Raw genomic sequence first — 17,173 nt, forward strand, 5'->3', positions numbered from 1 at the left:
GGTCGACGCGCTGGGCGGTGGGGTCAGGGTGGTCACCGTCTCGGGCGGCAAGGGTGTCTGGGAGGGGGTCGCCGACGGGCTGGGCTGGGCCACCGGAGTCCGGGGCACGGGCGGCGCGGAGGTCAGCGTCCGGGGCGGCGGCGCCCCGACGGTCGCCTTCGTCGACGCGCTGTCGCCGCTGTTGATGATGACGGCGGTCGCGACGGCGCCGAGGGCCACCACCGCGCCCAGGATCGCGGCGGCGGGGCGCCAGCGGGTGTCGGCCGGCCAGGCGAGGTCGCCGTAGCCGCCCAGGTCCTCGGTGTCGGCTCCGTCGTAGTCGTCGTCGGGGTAGTCCTGAACGTAGCCAGGGTCCGGGCCGAGACGATCGGTGAGCATGTTTCTGATGGTGCCGATGTTACCGATGTGACTATAGGCGACCGGGCGACGGACGCCATGTTGGCCGAGCTGGGAGCGAATCGTTATCTTCGGTCGGGCCGCGGTTCGCTTACCGCGAACCGGGGGGCCGGGGGGACATGCGGTGACGGCGCGTCCACTAGCCTGCTGCTGACACGTCTGACGACTTCAACGCCATTGATACGAACGGAAGGGGCCACCGTGGAGGTCAAGATCGGTATCACGGACAGTCCGCGGGAGCTGGTCCTGTCCAGTACGCAGACGCAAGCCGAAGTCGAAGAGCTCGTCGCGGGCGCGCTGCGCGACAGCTCGGGCCTGCTCAGCCTGAACGACGAGCGGGGTCGACGCTTCCTGATTCAGAGCTCCAAGATCGCCTACGTCGAAATCGGTGTCGCAGACGCCCGCCGGGTCGGGTTCGGGATCGGGGCCGAGACGGCCGGCAAGCACGCGGGAAAGGGCGCTAAGGGCGAGTGAGCGGCACGTGTGACAGTCCGCCCCAGGCGAACTGCACGGTGCCGTCGACGGCGTCGGCCTTGGAGATCGGGCGGTCGGAGTCCAGCCAGTACCGGGCGCAGTCGACGCTGATGCCGACCAGCCCCACCGCGATCATCCGGGCGCGGTGCGGGTCGAGGCCCGAATCGGCGCTGATCAGATCGAACACGGCGTCGGTGCAGGATTCGGTGGCGACCCGCACCTGCGCGGCGACCTCGGGCTCGGTGACGTAGTCGTTCTCGAAGATCAGCCGGTAGCCCTGGCTGTCGTGCTCGATGAAGTCGAAGAACGCCTGCACGGCCGCGTGCAACCGCCGCCGGTTGTCGGTGGTGGTGCTCAAGGCCTGCTGCACACCGGAGACCAGGTTGTCGACGTGCCGGTGCAGCACCGCCAGGTACAGCTCAAGTTTGCTCGAAAAGTGTTGGTACAGAACCGGTTTGCTGACACCGGCCCGATCCGCGATTTCGTCCATGCCGGCCGCGTGATAGCCGCGGTTGACGAAGACGTCGCTGGCGACGATCAGCAGTTGGCCCCGCCGCTCGTCGCGTGGCAAGCGGTTGCCCCGCCGGTTGGCGGCCACGACGCCATCTCCCGGCCGACTACGGTCGGCCGGTTTGACGGCGCGTCGTGCCGCCGGCTTGGCGAGATCGCTCATCGAGTCCTCATCTGGTCGTCGCCGCCGCCGCTCGCGGCCTCGTCGCACAGACATTACTACCCGCGGTCGGTTCGCGATCGTCATCGCCGCCGTCGCCGCTGGCAGACACGGTGTCGCGCGCCGCATTCGGGCGCGCCAGGGGCGGTCACCGCGGCAGCTGTGCAATCCTGGGGCAATGACGTCCCAGCGGCCCGTGCGCGGCACCGGTCGGGTACCCATGGTGCGCGACGAGTGGCGAGAACCACTTCGCGCGCTTCGTGACCCGATCGGTCCTGGGGTCGGACGGACCCGCGCCGACCGCGAGCGGCCGCGCCAATGGCGTAAGCAAACGTGGCTGGGACGGTTCGTCTCCACCTACGGCTGGCGGGCGTACGCGTTGCCCATTTTGACGGTGCTCACCGGGTTGGTGATCTATCAGACCGTCACCGGGACGAGCGCGCCGAAACCGACGGCCGCGCAATCCATCCAGGGCACACCGGACATCGGCGCGGTGGGCACGTCGATCATCGACGCGCCACCCCGCGGGCTCGCCGCCTTCGACGCCAACCTGCCCGCCGGGACGCTGCCGGACGGCGGGCCGTTCACCGAGGCGGGCGACAAGACCTGGCATGTCGTGCCCGGCACGGTGCCCCAGGTGGGTCAGGGCACCGCCAAGGTGTTCAAGTACACCGTGGAGGTCGAAAACGGCATCGATCCAACGATGTTCGGCGGCGACGAGGCCTTCGCCGAGATGGTCGACCAGACGCTCGGCAATCCCAAGGGCTGGACGCACAACCCGCAGTTCGCCTTCGTCCGGATCGATAACGGCAAGCCCGACTTCCGGATCTCGCTGGTGTCCCCTGTCACAGTGCGCGGCGGGTGCGGCTACGAATTCCGGTTGGAGACCTCCTGCTACAACCCGGTTTACGGGCCCGACCGGCAGGCGCGGGTCTTCATCAACGAGGCCCGCTGGGTGCGCGGAGCCGTGCCGTTCGAGGGCGACGTCGGCTCCTATCGGCAGTACGTGATCAACCACGAGGTCGGCCACGCCATCGGATACGTGCGTCACGAGCCCTGCGAGCAGCAGGGCGGCCTGGCGCCGGTGATGATGCAGCAGACGTTCTCCACGTCGAACGACGACGCCGCCAAGTTCGACCCCGATTTCGTCAAGGCCGACGGGAAGACCTGCCGGTTCAACCCCTGGCCGTATCCGATCGCCTAGCGCGCTTGGCGCCCAGCCGGGAAGCGACCGCGGCTGTTTGCCGTTGATCGCGGCAACTGTTGTGATGGATAGAGCTGACGAAAGCTACCGAGGAGTCTGTTCGGTGTCGACATCCGAGACGTCACTGCCGCCGCTGGTCGAGCCCGCAGCCCAGCTGAGCCGCGACGAGGTGGCCCGCTACAGCCGCCACCTGATCATTCCCGACCTGGGCGTCGACGGCCAGAAGCGGCTCAAGAACGCGCGGGTGCTGGTGATCGGCGCCGGCGGGCTCGGCGCCCCCGCCTTGCTCTACCTGGCCGCGGCGGGCGTGGGCACCATCGGCATCGTCGACTTCGACGTCGTCGATGAGTCCAACCTGCAGCGCCAGATCATCCACGGCGTCGCCGACGTCGGGCGGTCCAAGGCCCAGTCGGCGCGCGACTCGATCGCGGCCATCAACCCGTTGGTCGACGTGCGCTTGCACGAGTTCCGGCTGGAGCCGCACAACGCGGTCGACCTGTTCCGCCAGTACGACCTGATCGTGGACGGCACCGACAACTTCGCCACCCGGTATCTGGTCAACGACGCGGCGGTGCTGGCCGGCAAGCCCTGCGTGTGGGGGTCGATCTATCGCTTCGAGGGCCAGGTGTCGGTGTTCTGGGAGGACGCCCCCGATGGACGGGGTTTGAATTACCGCGACCTCTACCCCGAGCCCCCGCCGCCCGGGCTGGTCCCGTCCTGCGCCGAGGGCGGGGTGCTGGGCATCATCTGCGCGTCGATCGCGTCGGTGATGGGCACCGAGGCGATCAAGCTGATCACCGGGATCGGCGAGCCGCTGCTGGGCCGGCTGATGATCTACGACGCGCTTCAGATGAGCTACCGCACGATCCGCATCCGCAAGGACCCGTCCACACCCAGGATCACCGGGCTGATCGACTACGAGGATTTCTGCGGCGCGGTTTCCGAGGAGGGCGCCGCCGCGGCCGCCGATTCCACCATCACCCCGCGGGAGCTGCGGGAGTTGCTGGACTCCGGCAAGAAGCTGGCCCTGATCGACGTCCGCGAGCCGGTGGAGTGGGACATCAACCACATCGACGGCGCCCAGCTGATCCCGAAGTCGCTGTTCAGCTCCGGTGAGGGCCTGGCGCGACTGCCCCACGACCGCAAGGCGGTGCTGTACTGCAAGACCGGCGTGCGCTCCGCCGAGGCGCTGGCCGCGGTGAAGAAAGCCGGGTTCTCGGATGCGGTGCATTTGCAGGGAGGCATCGTGGCGTGGGCCGAACAGATGCAGCCCGACATGGTGATGTACTGACCCGATACCGCCGATCGGCTCCATTACGCTACCGGTGTGACAGTCGAGCCACCGCCGGAGCATGTGCTGGCGGCGTTTGGTTTGACCGGCGTCAAGCCCATCCCGCTGGGGGCAAGCTGGGAAGGCGGCTGGCGGTGTGGCGAGGTCGTGCTGTCGATCGTCGCCGACCACGCCCGCGCGGCCTGGTCGGCGCGGGTCCGCGAGACGTTGTTCGTCGACGGCGTCCGGCTGGCCCGGCCGGTTCGTTCCACCGACGGGCGCTACGTGGTGTCCGGGTGGCGGGCCGACACCTTCGTCGCGGGCACGCCCGAGCCGCGGCATGACGAGGTCGTCTCGGCGGCGGTGCGCCTGCACGAGGCGACCGGCAAGCTGGAACGCCCCCGCTTCCTGACCCAGGGCCCGACCGCGCCGTGGGGCGACGTCGACGTCTTCATCGCCGCCGACCGGGCCGCGTGGGAAGAACGGCCGCTGGCGTCGGTGCCGCCAGGCGCGCGCACGGCGCCGCCGTCGTCGGACGCCGAGAAGTCGGTCGAGCTGATCAACCAGCTCGCCACGCTGCGCAAGCCGACCAAGAGCCCCAACCAGCTCGTGCATGGAGACCTTTACGGCACAGTGCTTTTCATCGGAACCGCGGCGCCGGGCATCACCGACATCACCCCCTACTGGCGGCCCGCGTCGTGGGCGGCGGGCGTCGTCGTCGTCGACGCGCTGTCCTGGGGTGAGGCCGACGACGGGCTCATCGAACGCTGGAACGCGTTGCCCGAGTGGCCGCAGATGTTGTTGCGGGCCTTGATGTTTCGCTTGGCTGTACATGCGCTGCACCCGCGGTCGACGGCCGAGGCGTTCCCTGGGCTGGCTCGCACGGCGGCCCTGGTCCGCCTAGTGCTCTAGCCTTAGTCACACACCTGAGTGAACCCACGGCTTCGAGTGTGTGTGGGGGGCGGTAGATCCGCGAAATCTACACCGTGGACTCACACGCAAAGCCGTGAGTGCACACTGGACGGCCCAGTCGCCGCTAACTCCCTTGCGGGAACTCGTAGCGGACCTCGTCCAGCGCGATCCTGCCGTCGACGGCCAGCACGCCCTCGGCGCGCAGCAGCTCCAGCTGCCGGGTGGTCAGATGTCGCGCGGGACGGCCGGACGCGGTGATCACCCGGTGCCAGGGCAGGTCCGAGGAGTCGGTCCGCATCACCCATCCGACGATGCGCGGGCTGGAAAGCCCTGCGACAGAGGCGATGTCGCCGTAGGTGGCGACCCGGCCCGAGGGGATCGCCGCGACCAGCGCGCGCACCCGCTCGACCTGCTCGTCGGTCACCGGCGCCACGGTCAGTGGGCTTCCAGCAGCTCGCGGATCAACGCCGCGACCTCGGTGGGCCGGGAGTGAGACACCATGTGATCGCAGTCGAAATCCAGCAGCCGGAAATCGGATCCCAGCCGCCCGTGCAGTCCCGCGATCAACTCGTCGCCGACGTACGGCGGCGACGTCTGCTTGGCCCGCACGAGCGTCGTCACCGTCCCGGCCCGCGGCAGCGCGGCATCCCGGGCCAGCTCGCTCCAGTACGACATCATGGCCGGCATGCTGACGCGCCAGCCGTAACGCCCGTTGGGCAGCTCGATCAGGTGCTCGTCGATCTCGGTGTCGAGCCAGGCGGGGTCCACGTCCGACCAGGAACCGACGGACTTCTCCATGCGGGCCTCCCTGGCGCCGCGGTAGTCGGGGGAGGAGAACATCGCCTCGGCGATGTCGCGCATCCAGCCACCGTCCAGCCCGACCGCCGGGTCGAGCAGCAGCAGCGCCGCCACCCGGTCCGGGTGAGCCGCGGCCAATCGGAGCGCCAGCGCCCCGCCGAACGAGTGCCCGACCACCAGCACCGGCGCGTCGGCTGCGTCGTCGAGCAGCGCCGCCAGCGCCGAGACGTTGGCGTCGATGGTCCACGGCGCCGCCCAGGATGACCGACCGTGGCCGAGCAAATCCGGTGCGGCGATCGCAATTTCGGGCAGGTAGCCGGCCAGATGTTGCCAGCGCCCGCCATAACCGGTCAGCCCGTGCAGGGCAAGCATCCGTACCGGACCGCGCGGGCCGTAGCGGTGCACATGCAGGTCGGCGGTCACCCGGCGGAGTCGTCCCAGTCGTCGTCGACCGGAACGATATACGCCTGCTCGATGACGTCCGCTTCGTTGGCCTCGCGATCTGCGGCGGCGTCCAGGTAGGCCGTGTCCAGGCCGGCCTCCTCCTCCGGGTCGAGGGCCAGGCGCTGTTCGACCGCGTCCGCCTCGGGCACCACGTCATCGGGACCGTTGCTCATCCATCCCCTCCTCGCGTTTCGGCTTCTCGGGTCCAGTATCCCGGAAGCTGTCAGACCCTCGTGATTGCATGCAGCCATGTCATACACCTGGGACGACGAGGCCCGCGCCGTGCTGGCGCCCGGCCTGCGCGGACGGGTGCGTGTCCTGGGCGGCCCCGGCACCGGCAAGAGCACCCTGTTGGTCGACGCCGCGATCGCGCAGATCGGCGCGGGTGTCGATCCGGAATCGGTTCTGCTGCTTACCGGTTCCGGGCGGATGGGGCCGCGGGCGCGCAGCGCATTGACGACGGCGCTGCTGCGATCGCGTAATGCCGCGGGCCGTGCCGCGGTACGCGAGCCGCTGGTCCGGACCGTGCACAGCTACGCGTACGCGGTGTTGCGCCGGGCCGCCGAGCGCGCCGGTGATCCGCCCCCGCGGCTGCTCACCAGCGCCGAACAGGACGCCATCATCCGCGAACTGCTGGCCGGCGACCTCGAAGACGGGCCCCGCGCGGCGAGCGCGTGGCCGCCCCATCTGCGGCCCGCGCTGGCCACCGCCGGCTTCGCCACCGAGCTGCGAAACCTGTTGGCGCGGTGCGCCGAACGGGGCGTCGACCCGCAGGAATTGGAGCGGCTGGGCCGTCTCTGCGGGCGTGGCGAATGGACCGCCGCCGGCCAATTCGCGCGGCAGTACGAGCAGGTCATGCTGCTGCGCGCCGCGGTTGGGACGGCCGCGCCGCAGGCGACCTCGCCGGCGCTCGGCGCCGCCGAGTTGGTCGGGGCCGCGCTGGAGGCCTTCGCCGTCGACCCGGAACTGCTGGCCGCCGAGCGCGCCCGGGTGCGCGTCCTGCTGATCGATGACGCCCAGCAGCTCGACCCGCAGGCCGCCCGCCTGGTTCGGGTGCTGGCCGCGGGCACCGAGGTGACGCTGGTCGCCGGTGATCCCAACCAGGCGGTGTTCGGCTTCCGGGGCGGCGAGGCGTCGGGGCTGTTGACCGACGACTCGCCGCCGGTGACGCTCACGGCGTCCCATCGTTGCGCGCCCGCCGTCGCACGCGCCGTCAGCGGCATCGCGCGCCGGTTGCCCGGCGGCGGCGCGGGCAGGTGCATCGAGGGCATCGGGCCCGAGGATGGGTCCGTCACCGCCCGCCTGGCGGCGTCGGCGCATGCGGAGGCGGCCTTGATTGCCGACGCGTTGCGGCGTGCCCATCTGATCGACGGGATTCCGTGGTCGCAGATGGCCGTCATCGTGCGGTCGGTGCCACGCGCCGGGGCGCGGTTGCCGCGCGCCCTGGCCGCTGCCGGCGTCCCGGTGGCCGCGCCCGCGTCGAGCGGACCGCTGTCCGACGAGCCGGCGGCGCGCACGCTGCTCACGGTGCTGGCGGCCACCGCGGACGGGCTCGACGGCGACCAGGCGCTGGCGTTGCTGACCGGACCCATCGGCCGCATCGACCCGGTGTCGCTGCGGCAACTGGGCCGAACCCTGCGGCGCGCCAACGCCGATCACGCGCCCGACGACCTCGGCGACCTTCTCGTCGCGGCCCTGCAGGCCGACGCGCGCTTGCCCGGGCCGCACGCCCGCGCGCTGGGTCGGGTGCGTGCCGTCCTGCACGCGGCCGCGCGCTGCCACGGCGAGGGCCAAGACCCGCGCTACACGCTCTGGGCCGCGTGGCATCGGTCCGGCCTGCAGCGCCGCTGGCTGTCGGCCAGCGAGCGTGGCGGCCCTGCCGGCGCCCAGGCCACCAGGGACCTCGAGGCCGTGACCGCTCTGTTCGACGTCACCGACCAGTACGTGTCCCGCACGCCCGGCGCGTCGCTGCGCGGGCTCGTCGAGCACGTCGCCGCGCTGCAGCTGCCCGGCGCCAACCCCGAGCCGGTGTCGCAGGCGGAGCAGGTCCGGGTGCTCAGCGCCCACGCCGCGCTGGGACACGAATGGGATTTCGTGATCATCGCCGGGCTGCAGGAAGGCTTGTGGCCCAACACCATTCCGCGCGGCGGCGTGCTGAACACGCAGCGGCTGCTCGACGCGCTCGACGGCGTCACCGCGGACGCCTCGGTGCGCGCTCCGCTGCTTGCCGAGGAGCGCAGGCTGCTGGTGGCGGCCATGGGCCGGGCGCGCCGCCGGCTGCTGGTGACGGCGGTGGACAGCGACACGGACGGGACGGACGGAGACGCCGCGCTGCCCTCGGCGTTCTTCTCCGAAATCGAGCAGTGGTCTGATGGCGATCCCGTTGCGGCGCAACCGGTCTCGGCGCCCCGAGTGTTGTCCGCGGCGGCGCTGGTCGGCCGGCTGCGTGGTGTCGTGTGCGCGCCCGACGGAGCCGTGGACCACGCCGTGCGCCGGTGCGCGGCAACGCAATTGGCTCGGCTGGCCAACGCCGGCGTGCCCGGCGCCGACCCGGCCGGCTGGCACGGCCTGATCCCGGTCAGCACCACCGAACCGCTACGGGCCGCCGCCGACCCGGTGACGCTGACGCCGTCGACCCTGCAGACGCTCAACGACTGCCCGCTGCGTTGGCTGGCCGAGCGGCACGGCGGAACCGACGCGCGGGACCTGCGCTCCACCATCGGCTCGGTGCTGCACGCGCTGATCGCCGAACCGGCCAAAACCGAATCGGAGCTGCTCGCCGAGCTGGACCGCGCGTGGAAACACCTGCCGTTCGACGCGCAGTGGCATTCGGCCAACGAGCTGGCCCGCCACCGCGCCATGGTCGAGGCGTTCGTCGCGTGGCGGGCGCAGACCCGCGGCGAGCTGACCGAGGTCGGCGTCGAGGTGGCCGTCGACGGGACCCTGACGCAGCCACGCGCTGACGGCGGCGACATCCGGCTGCGCGGGCGGGTCGACCGGCTGGAACGTGATGCGGCCGGCCGGCTGGTGATCGTCGACATCAAGACCGGCAAGACGCCCGTCAGCAAGGATGACGCCCAACAACACGCGCAGCTGGCGATGTATCAGCTGGCGGTGGCCGAGGGCATGATCGACACGGGCGAAGAGCCGGGCGGCGCGCGGCTGGTCTACGTCGGCAAGACGGGGGCCGGCGGCGCCACCGTACGTGAGCAGGATCCGCTGACGGCGGCGGGCCGCGACGAATGGCGCGACCTGATCCGGCGGGCCGCCGACGCGACGGCCGGGCCGCAGTTCATCGCCCGGCGCAACGACGGCTGCACCCACTGCCCGATCCGGCGGTGCTGTCCGGCCCGCATCGACGGGGCGGCGTCGTGAGCGCCCGCTACACCCCGGTCGAATTGGCTTGTGCGCTAGGGCTTTTCCCGCCCACCGACGAGCAGGCCGCCGTCATCGCCGCGCCTCCGGGGCCGCTGGTCGTGATCGCGGGGGCCGGCGCCGGTAAGACCGAGACGATGGCGGCGCGGGTGGTGTGGCTGGTCGCCAACGGTTACGCCGCGCCGGGCCAGGTGCTCGGGTTGACGTTCACCCGCAAGGCGTCCGGCCAGCTGCTGCGCCGGGTCCGCTCCCGGCTGTCGCGGCTGGCCGGCATCGGCTTGGGCGCGACCCTCGACCCGGACGGCGCCCCGACGGTCAGCACCTACCACGCCTTCGCCGGCTCGCTGCTGCGCGACCACGGCCTGCTGCTGCCGGTCGAGCCGGACACCCGGCTGCTCGGCGAGACCGAGCTGTGGCAGCTCGCCTTCGACGTCGTCAGCGGGTACCGCGGGGAGCTGCGCACCGACAAGACACCGGCCGCGGTCACCTCGATGGTGCTGCGGCTGTGGGGACAGCTGGCCGAGCACCTCGTCGACACCGGGCAGCTCCGCGACACCCACGTCGAGCTGGAACGGCTGATCCACGCGCTGCCGGCCGGCCCCTATCAGCGCGACCGCGGGCCCAGCCAGTGGCTGCTGCGGCTGCTGGCCACCCAGACCGAGCGCGCCGAGCTGGTGCCGCTGCTCGACGCGCTGAACCAGCGAATGCACGCCGCGAAGGCAATGGACTTCGGCATGCAGATGGCGTCGGCCGCGCGCCTGGCGGTGGCCTCCCCGCAGGTGGGTGAGGAGCTGCGGAACCGGTACCGGGTGGTGCTGCTGGACGAGTACCAGGACACCGGGCACGCCCAGCGAATCGCGCTGTCGGCGCTGTTCGGCGGCGGGGTCGACGACGGGCTCGCGCTGACCGCCGTCGGTGACCCGATCCAGTCGATCTACGGCTGGCGCGGCGCCTCGGCGACCAACCTGCCCCGGTTTTGCACCGACTTCCCCCGCTCCGACGGCACCCCGGCGCCGGTCCTGGAGCTGCGGACCAGCTGGCGCAACCCGCCGCGCGCCCTGCGGGTGGCCAACGCCGTCTCGGCCGAGGCGCGGCGCCGGTCGGTCGCCGTGCGCGCCTTGCGCCCCCGCCCGGACGCCCCGCCGGGCACGGTCCGCTGCGCGTTGCTGCCCGACGTGGTGGCCGAACGCGACTGGATCGCCGACCAGATCGACCAGCGGCACCGGCAGGCCGAGGACGAAGGCGCCGGCCCGCCGACGGCCGCGGTCCTGGTGCGCCGCAACGCCGACGCGGCGCCCATCGCCGACGCGCTTCGCGCGCGCGGAATTCCGGTCGAGGTGGTGGGTTTGGCCGGCCTGTTGTCCATCCCCGAGGTCGCCGACGTGGTGGCGATGCTGCGGCTGGTGGCCGACCCGACGGCCGGCGCGGCGGCGATGCGGGTGCTGACGGGCCCGCGCTGGCGCCTCGGCGGACGCGACATCGCCGCGCTGTGGCAGCGCGCGCTGACCCTTGCCGGGGAACGTTCGGACCCGGCGTCGCCCGAGTCGATCGCGATGGCGGCCGGGCCCGACCTCGACACGGCATGCCTGGCCGACGCGATCAGCGATCCCGGCCCGGCCGGCGCGTACTCGGCCACGGGGTACCGGCGCATCACCGCGCTGGCCGCCGAACTGCGCGCGCTGCGCGGCCACCTCGGTCATTCGCTGCCCGACCTCGTCGCCGAGGTGCGCCGCGCGCTGGGTGTCGACTGCGAAGTCCGCGCCGGCGCGGCGGTCTCGGCCGGCTGGACCGGCGCCGAACACCTCGACGCGTTCGCCGACGTCGTCGCCGGCTACGCCGAGCGGACACGGGTGGCGACCGACCAGTCGGTGACGGCATCGGTCGCCGGCCTGCTGGCCTACCTCGACGTCGCCGAGACCGTGGAGAACGGTCTGCCGCCCGCCCCGTCGGCGGTCGCGCGCGACCGCGTCCAGATCCTCACGGTGCACTCGGCGAAGGGTCTGGAGTGGCAGGTCGTCGCGGTCGCGCACCTGTCGGGCGGCATCTTCCCGTCGACCGCGTCGCGCAGCAGCTGGCTCACCGACGCCGCCGAGCTGCCGCCGCTGCTGCGCGGCGACCGCGCCTCGGCGGGGTCGCTGGGCGTCCCGGTGCTGGACACGTCGGCCGTCACCAATCGAAAGCAGCTGTCGGACAAGATCTTCGAGCATCGCCGCCAACTCGAGCAGCGGCGCGTCGACGAGGAACGCCGGCTGCTGTACGTGGCGATCACCCGGGCGGAGGACACGCTGCTGGTGTCCGGCCATCAGTGGGGATCCACCGGGGTCAAACCGCGCGGCCCGTCGGAGTTCCTGTGCGAGCTCAAGGACATCATCGACCGCTCGGCCGCCGACGGCGATCCGTGCGGGGTGGTGGAACACTGGGCACCCGATCCCGCTGATGGTGAACGAAATCCCATGCGCGACAACGTGGTCGAGGCGATTTGGCCGGCCGACCCGTTGGCCGCGCGGCGCGCCGCCGTCGAAGCCGGGGCCGCTCTGGTGACCGGGGCCATGGCGGGCGATCCGGACGAGACCGGCGCCGACGTCGACGGGTGGGCGGCCGACGTCGACGCGTTGTTGGCCGAGCGGGAGCGGGCGGCCGGCCCGGCCACGCACGCCCTGCCCAGCCAGGTCTCGGTCAGCGGCCTGGTGGACCTGGCGCGTGACCCGGTTTCCGCGGCGCAGCGGTTGGTGCACCGGCTGCCCACCCGCCCGGACCCGCATGCCTTGCTGGGCAACGCCTTTCACGCATGGGTCCAGCGGTTCTACGGGGCCGACTCGCTGTTCGACCTCGGCGACCTGCCGGGCGCGGCGGACTCCGAAGTGGGCGACACCCGGGAATTGGCCGCGTTGCAGGAGGCGTTCGCCAAATCGGCGTGGGCGGCCCGCACGCCGGTGGCCGTCGAGGTGCCGTTCGAGATGCCGATCGGCGAGACCGTCGTGCGCGGCCGCATCGACGCCGTGTTCGCCGACCCCGACGGCGGGGCCACCGTCGTCGACTGGAAGACCGGCGAGCCCCCGCGCGGGCCCGAAGCCATGCGCCAGGCCTCGGTCCAGCTCGCCGTCTACCGGTTGGCCTGGTCCGCGTTGTCGCAACTCCCGGAGTCCTCGGTGCGCACCGCGTTCTACTACGTGCGCACCGGCGCCACTGTGACGCCGGAGGAACTGCCGGATCCCGACGAGTTGGCTGCGTTGCTCGGCGACCGTCCACCTGATGGGAGGCTCGCCAGCGTGGTTACATAGGACTCGTGGCCAACGGTAGGGCGCGCAAACTCAGCGGCCTGGACGAAACCCTGACCGCCCAGCCCGGTCACCAGTTGGTCGGGGTGCTGCGCATCCCCGAAGACCCCGCGAGCCCTACCCGCGTCATCACCCGCCGGGTCGCGATCGCGCTGCTGGTGTTGTTGGCCGCCACCGTTGTCGTGTACCTGGATCGCGGCGGTTACCGCGACGTGCGGGGCGGGCAACTGACGTTCCTGGACTGCCTGTACTTCTCGGCGGTGTCACTGTCGACCACCGGTTACGGCGACATCACCGCCTACTCGGAAACCGCGCGCCTGGTCAACACGGTGGTCTTCACGCCGCTGCGGATCGCGTTCCTGGCGGTGCTTGTCGGCACGACGCTCGAGGTGCTCTCGGAGCGGTCCCGGCAGGCGTGGAAGATTCAGCGTTGGAGGAGCAAGGTGCGCAACCACACGATCGTGATCGGCTACGGCACGAAGGGCAAAACGGCGGTGGGCGCGATCCTCGGCGACGAGGCCGCCCAGGGCGAGGTCGTCGTCGTCGACATGGATCGGTCCGCCCTCGAGCACGCCGCGACGGCCGGGCTGGTCACCGTCCGCGGCGACGCCACCCGCGCCGATGTGCTGCGGCTGGCCGGGGCGCAGCACGCGGCGTCGATCGTCGTCGCCACCGGCCGCGACGACACCGCCGTGCTGGTGACGCTGACGGCGCGAGAGATCGCGCCCAAGGCCAAGATCGTGGCGTCGATCCGGGAGGCCGAGAACCAGCACCTGTTGCAGCAATCGGGCGCCGACTCGGTGGTGGTCTCCTCGGAAACCGCCGGCCGGCTGCTCGGCCTTGCCACCAGCACGCCCAGCGTGGTGGAGATGATCGAGGACCTGCTGACCCCCGACGCCGGGCTGGCCATCGCCGAACGCGAGGTCGAGCAGACCGAAATCGGCGGCTCTCCAAGACATTTGCGCGACATCGTGCTCGGCGTGGTGCGCGATGGCCACCTGCTGCGCATCGGCGCCCCCGAGGTGGACGCGATCGAGGCCACCGACCGGCTGCTCTACATCCGGCACGCGGGGCACTAGGCGATCGTGGACTTCCAGCTGCAGAGCGTCCCGCTGCTGTCGCGCGTCGGCGCCGACCGCGCCGACCAGCTACGTACCGACGTCGACGCCGCGACGGCGGGTTGGGCGGATGCGGCACTGCTGCGGGTGGATTCGCGTAACCAGGTTCTGGTCGCCGACGGCCGGGTCGTGCTCGGCGCCGCGGCCTCCCTGGGCGACAAGCCGCCGCCCGACGCGGTGTTCCTGGGCCGCATCGACGGCGGCCGCCATGTCTGGGCCGTCCGCGGCGCGCTGCAGGCCCCCGAGGACCCCGACGTCCAGACCGAGGTGCTGAACCTGCGCAGCCTCGGCCCGATCTTCGACGACACCAGCAGCCAACTGGTGTCCTCGGCCATCGCGCTGCTCAATTGGCATGACAGCGCGCGATTCAGCTCGGTGGACGGCTCACCGACGCGCCCCGCTCGGGCCGGCTGGGCGCGGGTCAACCCGGTCACCGGCCACGAGGAGTACCCCCGCATCGACCCGGCAGTGATCTGCCTCGTCCACGACGGCGGCGACCGGGCGGTGCTGGCCCGCCAGGCGGTGTGGCCCGAGCGGATGTTCTCGTTGCTCGCCGGGTTCGTCGAGGCCGGCGAGTCCTTCGAGGTGTGCGTCGCCCGGGAGATCCGCGAGGAAATCGGCCTGACCGTGCGCGACGTGCGCTACCTGGGCAGCCAGCCCTGGCCCTTCCCGCGCTCGCTGATGGTCGGCTTCCATGCGGTGGGCGACCCGAGCGAGGAGTTCTCGTTCAACGACGGCGAGATCGCCGAGGCGAAGTGGTTCACCCGCGACGAGGTGCGCGCGGCGCTCGCGGTCGGCGATTGGAGCAGCGCCTCAGACTCCGAACTCCTGCTGCCCGGCTCGATCTCGATCGCCCGAGTGATCATCGAATCCTGGGCCGTGCTCGACTGAGACGGCTACCTGATGCGGTCGGCGATCGCCTGAAGGACGCCGTTGGCGACCTGCTCCGTCGGCTCGATGCCCAACACGCCCACGGACACCAACACCGAGGACTTCGCGCGATACACGTGGCTCCATCCCGCCGAAGTCAGCTTCAGGGTCGAGGCGTCCGGCCTGTCCAGGGCGAAGTCGTAGGCGCTGTCGTGCAACGACAGGCAGTCCTTCAGCGTCGATTCCAGCCGGTCGAGGGCCCCGCGTGCGGTGCCCGGGTCCCCGTATACGGCGACGGCATGGCTGACCTGATTCAGCGGGGCGATGCCGCCCGGCTCCAGGTCGTCGGTCGTGCCGCTGTAGGCGACGGCGCGGAACTGCTTCCAGCCCGAGGCGAACGTGAGATCGCTGCTGCCCACTGCCCGGCACGGGTAGGGCGCTTTCATGTCCGTCGGCGCCGGCTGGTGCCGGTCCGCGTAGTCATAGGGGGAGAGGCCCTCGAAGTTGGCGATGTGCCGCACGTCTTCCACGCTGACGATCAGCGATTCCGCGTCGGCGGACCCCGCCGCGCCCGTTCGCTGCGCGGCGTGCGTGCAGGCCGACACAGCCACGGCGCCGCAGGCGATCAGCGCAAAAGCTTTGCCGAGGAAGGGGACTCGCTCACGCGACGCCATGGTCGATATCGTAGGCGCCCCGCAGGCTTTCAGCCGACTTCGGCCAGCTTCGCCTTGATCTGGGCCGCGCTCGGATTGGTCAGCGTGGACCCGTCGGCGAACTTCACTGTCGGCACCGTCCGGTTGCCGCCGTTGACCGAGCTGACGAACTCCGCCGCCGCCGGGTCTCGCTCGATGTCGACCTCGTCGTAGGAGATGCCGTCGGAGCGCAGCACCGTCTTGAGCCGGTGGCAAAAGCCACACCAGGAGGTCGTGTACATGGTCAGCGAGGACATGATCCGCTCAACGTAGCGCGACGACGATGCATTCCGCGCAGCGGGATGCTGAGGAGTTGGGCAATCGGGCACAGCGGAGCGGGCCACGAATCCGAAGCGACCTTATTCACGCGTGGCGCTGCACCCGGTTTGTCGGCCATCGCTGACAAGATGGACGCCATGCCGATGGTCGCCGATGCACTGACCGCCGAGCTGGACGACGAGCAGCGCGAAGCGGTGCTGGCGCCCCGCGGACCGGTCTGCGTGCTCGCGGGCGCGGGAACGGGCAAGACCCGCACCATCACCCACCGCATCGCCCAGCTCGTCGCGGGCGGCCACGTCGCCGCCGGCCAGGTCCTGGCGGTCACCTTCACCCAGCGTGCGGCCGGGGAGATGCGCTCCCGGTTGCGCACGCTCGCCAACGCCGGGCACGCGGGTCCCGGGGTCGGCGCCGTGCAGGCCCTGACCTTCCACGCCGCCGCGCACCGCCAGCTGCGCTATTTCTGGCCGCGCGTCGTCGGCGACACCGGCTGGCAACTGCTGGACAGCAAGTTCGCGGTCGTCGCCCGCGCGGCCAGCCGCTGCCGGATGAACGTCAGCAGCGACGACGTCCGCGACCTGGCCGGGGAGATCGAGTGGGCCAAGGCGTCGCTGATCGGCCCCGAGGAGTACGCGCCCGCCGTGGCCGACGCCGGCCGGGACGTCCCGATGGACGCCAAGCAGATCGCCGCCGTCTACGACGCCTACGAGGCGCTGAAGGTCCGCGACGAATCGGTGACGCTGCTGGACTTCGACGACCTGCTGCTGCACACGGCGGCCGCCATCGAGAACGACGCGGCCGTCGCCGACGAGTTCCGCGGGCGCTACCGCTGCTTCGTGGTCGACGAGTACCAGGACGTCACCCCGCTGCAGCAGCGCGTGCTCGCGGCGTGGCTGGGCGACCGCGACGACCTGACCGTCGTCGGCGACGCCAACCAGACCATCTACTCGTTCACCGGGGCCACGCCCCGGTTCCTGCTCGACTTCTCGCGGCGGTTCCCGGACGCCACGGTGGTGCGCCTGGAACGCGACTACCGGTCCACCCCGCAGGTGGTGTCGCTGGCCAATCAGGTGATCGCCGCCGCGCGCGGCCGCGTCGCCGGCAGCAAGCTGCAGCTGTCCGGCCAGCGCGCCCCCGGCCCGGTGCCGTCGTTTCACGAGCACCCCGACGAAACCGCCGAGGCCGCCGCGGATCTGGTAGGTGATGCCGGCCTCGGTCAGGGCCTCCTCGTAGACCTCGGATTGCGCGTTGACCCGGTAGAGCACCGCGATCTCCGATGGCGCCGTGCCGGATTCGATCAGCCGGGCAATCGACTTGGCGACCGCGGCGGCCTCGGCGGTTTCGTCGGGGTGCTCGTGAAACGACGGCACCGGGCCGGGGGCGCGCTGGCCGGAGC

General features: G+C 71.6%; 15 protein-coding genes and 1 pseudogene. 9 read left to right on the plus strand and 7 right to left on the minus strand.

Annotation, left to right across the window (positions count from 1 at the left end):
- Positions 1-396, minus strand: a pseudogene (locus tag A5706_RS32815) (hypothetical protein); the annotation flags it as partial.
- A 201-nt stretch (positions 397-597) separates the two neighbouring features.
- Between A5706_RS32815 and A5706_RS01955 the strand changes: the two are divergent.
- Entirely contained in the window at positions 598-870 is a 273-nt protein-coding gene (locus tag A5706_RS01955) for a DUF3107 domain-containing protein (RefSeq protein ID WP_068112228.1), read from the plus strand.
- On the opposite strand, the gene A5706_RS01960 is transcribed toward A5706_RS01955, so the two are convergent.
- A complete protein-coding gene (locus A5706_RS01960; RefSeq protein WP_068126522.1) occupies positions 857-1,543 on the minus strand; it encodes a TetR/AcrR family transcriptional regulator in 687 nt (228 codons plus the stop codon). The genes A5706_RS01955 and A5706_RS01960 overlap by 14 nt on opposite strands.
- A 175-nt stretch (positions 1,544-1,718) precedes the next feature.
- On the opposite strand from A5706_RS01960, the gene A5706_RS01965 reads away from it, so the two are divergent.
- From A5706_RS01965 to A5706_RS01975, 3 genes are all read left to right on the plus strand, one after another.
- Positions 1,719-2,744 (plus strand): DUF3152 domain-containing protein, encoded by a 1,026-nt coding sequence (locus A5706_RS01965; RefSeq protein WP_082964139.1) that lies wholly within the window; start codon positions 1,719-1,721, stop codon positions 2,742-2,744.
- 64 nt (positions 2,745-2,808) lie between these two features.
- Positions 2,809-4,035 (plus strand): adenylyltransferase/sulfurtransferase MoeZ, encoded by a 1,227-nt coding sequence (moeZ, locus tag A5706_RS01970; RefSeq protein WP_068126526.1) that lies wholly within the window; start codon positions 2,809-2,811, stop codon positions 4,033-4,035.
- Positions 4,036-4,071: 36 nt separating this feature from the next.
- A complete protein-coding gene (locus A5706_RS01975; RefSeq protein ID WP_068112877.1) occupies positions 4,072-4,926 on the plus strand; it encodes a TIGR02569 family protein in 855 nt (284 codons plus the stop codon).
- Between the two features lie 124 nt (positions 4,927-5,050).
- Here the strand turns inward: A5706_RS01975 and A5706_RS01980 are convergent, their stop codons facing one another.
- From A5706_RS01980 to A5706_RS01990, 3 genes are read right to left on the minus strand one after another with little or no spacing between them, the layout of a single operon-like run.
- A complete protein-coding gene (locus A5706_RS01980) occupies positions 5,051-5,359 on the minus strand; it encodes an MGMT family protein (RefSeq protein ID WP_068126527.1) in 309 nt (102 codons plus the stop codon).
- A gap of 2 nt (positions 5,360-5,361) precedes the next feature.
- A complete protein-coding gene (locus tag A5706_RS01985; protein WP_068126529.1) occupies positions 5,362-6,147 on the minus strand; it encodes an alpha/beta fold hydrolase in 786 nt (261 codons plus the stop codon).
- Positions 6,144-6,341, minus strand: coding sequence for a hypothetical protein (locus A5706_RS01990; RefSeq protein WP_068126531.1), 198 nt, complete (start codon positions 6,339-6,341; stop codon positions 6,144-6,146). Before A5706_RS01990 ends, A5706_RS01985 begins: the two co-directional genes overlap by 4 nt.
- Before the next feature lie 76 nt (positions 6,342-6,417).
- On the opposite strand from A5706_RS01990, the gene A5706_RS01995 reads away from it, so the two are divergent.
- From A5706_RS01995 to nudC, 4 genes are read left to right on the plus strand one after another with little or no spacing between them, the layout of a single operon-like run.
- Positions 6,418-9,543 carry an ATP-dependent DNA helicase gene (locus tag A5706_RS01995; protein ID WP_068126532.1) on the plus strand — a complete coding sequence of 1,042 codons (3,126 nt, stop codon included), beginning with the start codon at positions 6,418-6,420 and terminating at the stop codon, positions 9,541-9,543.
- On the plus strand, positions 9,540-12,824 hold the full coding sequence (locus A5706_RS02000) for an ATP-dependent DNA helicase (RefSeq protein ID WP_068126542.1): 3,285 nt from the start codon (positions 9,540-9,542) through the stop codon (positions 12,822-12,824). Before A5706_RS01995 ends, A5706_RS02000 begins: the two co-directional genes overlap by 4 nt.
- 5 nt (positions 12,825-12,829) lie before the next feature.
- Positions 12,830-13,900, plus strand: coding sequence for a TrkA family potassium uptake protein (locus tag A5706_RS02005; protein WP_068126533.1), 1,071 nt, complete (start codon positions 12,830-12,832; stop codon positions 13,898-13,900).
- 6 nt (positions 13,901-13,906) lie between these two features.
- Positions 13,907-14,830 (plus strand): NAD(+) diphosphatase, encoded by a 924-nt coding sequence (nudC, locus tag A5706_RS02010; protein ID WP_068126535.1) that lies wholly within the window; start codon positions 13,907-13,909, stop codon positions 14,828-14,830.
- Positions 14,831-14,835: 5 nt separating this feature from the next.
- Here nudC and A5706_RS02015 read toward each other — a convergent pair whose 3' ends face one another.
- Together A5706_RS02015 and mrx1 are read right to left on the minus strand one after the other, a co-directional pair.
- Entirely contained in the window at positions 14,836-15,483 is a 648-nt protein-coding gene (locus A5706_RS02015; RefSeq protein ID WP_068126537.1) for a sensor domain-containing protein, read from the minus strand.
- 29 nt (positions 15,484-15,512) lie between these two features.
- A complete protein-coding gene (gene mrx1, locus A5706_RS02020; RefSeq protein WP_068126539.1) occupies positions 15,513-15,758 on the minus strand; it encodes a mycoredoxin Mrx1 in 246 nt (81 codons plus the stop codon).
- 159 nt (positions 15,759-15,917) lie between these two features.
- Here mrx1 and A5706_RS02025 point away from each other — a divergent pair.
- The coding region (locus tag A5706_RS02025) for an ATP-dependent helicase (protein ID WP_231984948.1) at positions 15,918-17,173 on the plus strand (1,256 nt) is incomplete at its 3' end.

Source organism: Mycobacterium sp. E796 (assembly GCF_001672815.1).
In the GTDB taxonomy this organism is placed as follows: Bacteria; Actinomycetota; Actinomycetes; order Mycobacteriales; family Mycobacteriaceae; genus Mycobacterium.

Bases quoted from the DNA above. Each gene is read 5' to 3' on its own strand.
- A5706_RS01960 (WP_068126522.1), bottom strand. From the start codon at position 1,543: ATGAGCGATCTCGCCAAGCCGGCGGCACGACGCGCCGTCAAACCGGCC.
- A5706_RS01965 (WP_082964139.1), top strand. From the start codon at position 1,719: ATGACGTCCCAGCGGCCCGTGCGCGGCACCGGTCGGGTACCCATGGTG.
- moeZ (WP_068126526.1), top strand. From the start codon at position 2,809: ATGGATAGAGCTGACGAAAGCTACCGAGGAGTCTGTTCGGTGTCGACA.
- A5706_RS01990 (WP_068126531.1), bottom strand. From the start codon at position 6,341: ATGAGCAACGGTCCCGATGACGTGGTGCCCGAGGCGGACGCGGTCGAA.
- A5706_RS01995 (WP_068126532.1), top strand. From the start codon at position 6,418: ATGTCATACACCTGGGACGACGAGGCCCGCGCCGTGCTGGCGCCCGGC.
- A5706_RS02015 (WP_068126537.1), bottom strand. From the start codon at position 15,483: ATGGCGTCGCGTGAGCGAGTCCCCTTCCTCGGCAAAGCTTTTGCGCTG.
- mrx1 (WP_068126539.1), bottom strand. From the start codon at position 15,758: ATGTCCTCGCTGACCATGTACACGACCTCCTGGTGTGGCTTTTGCCAC.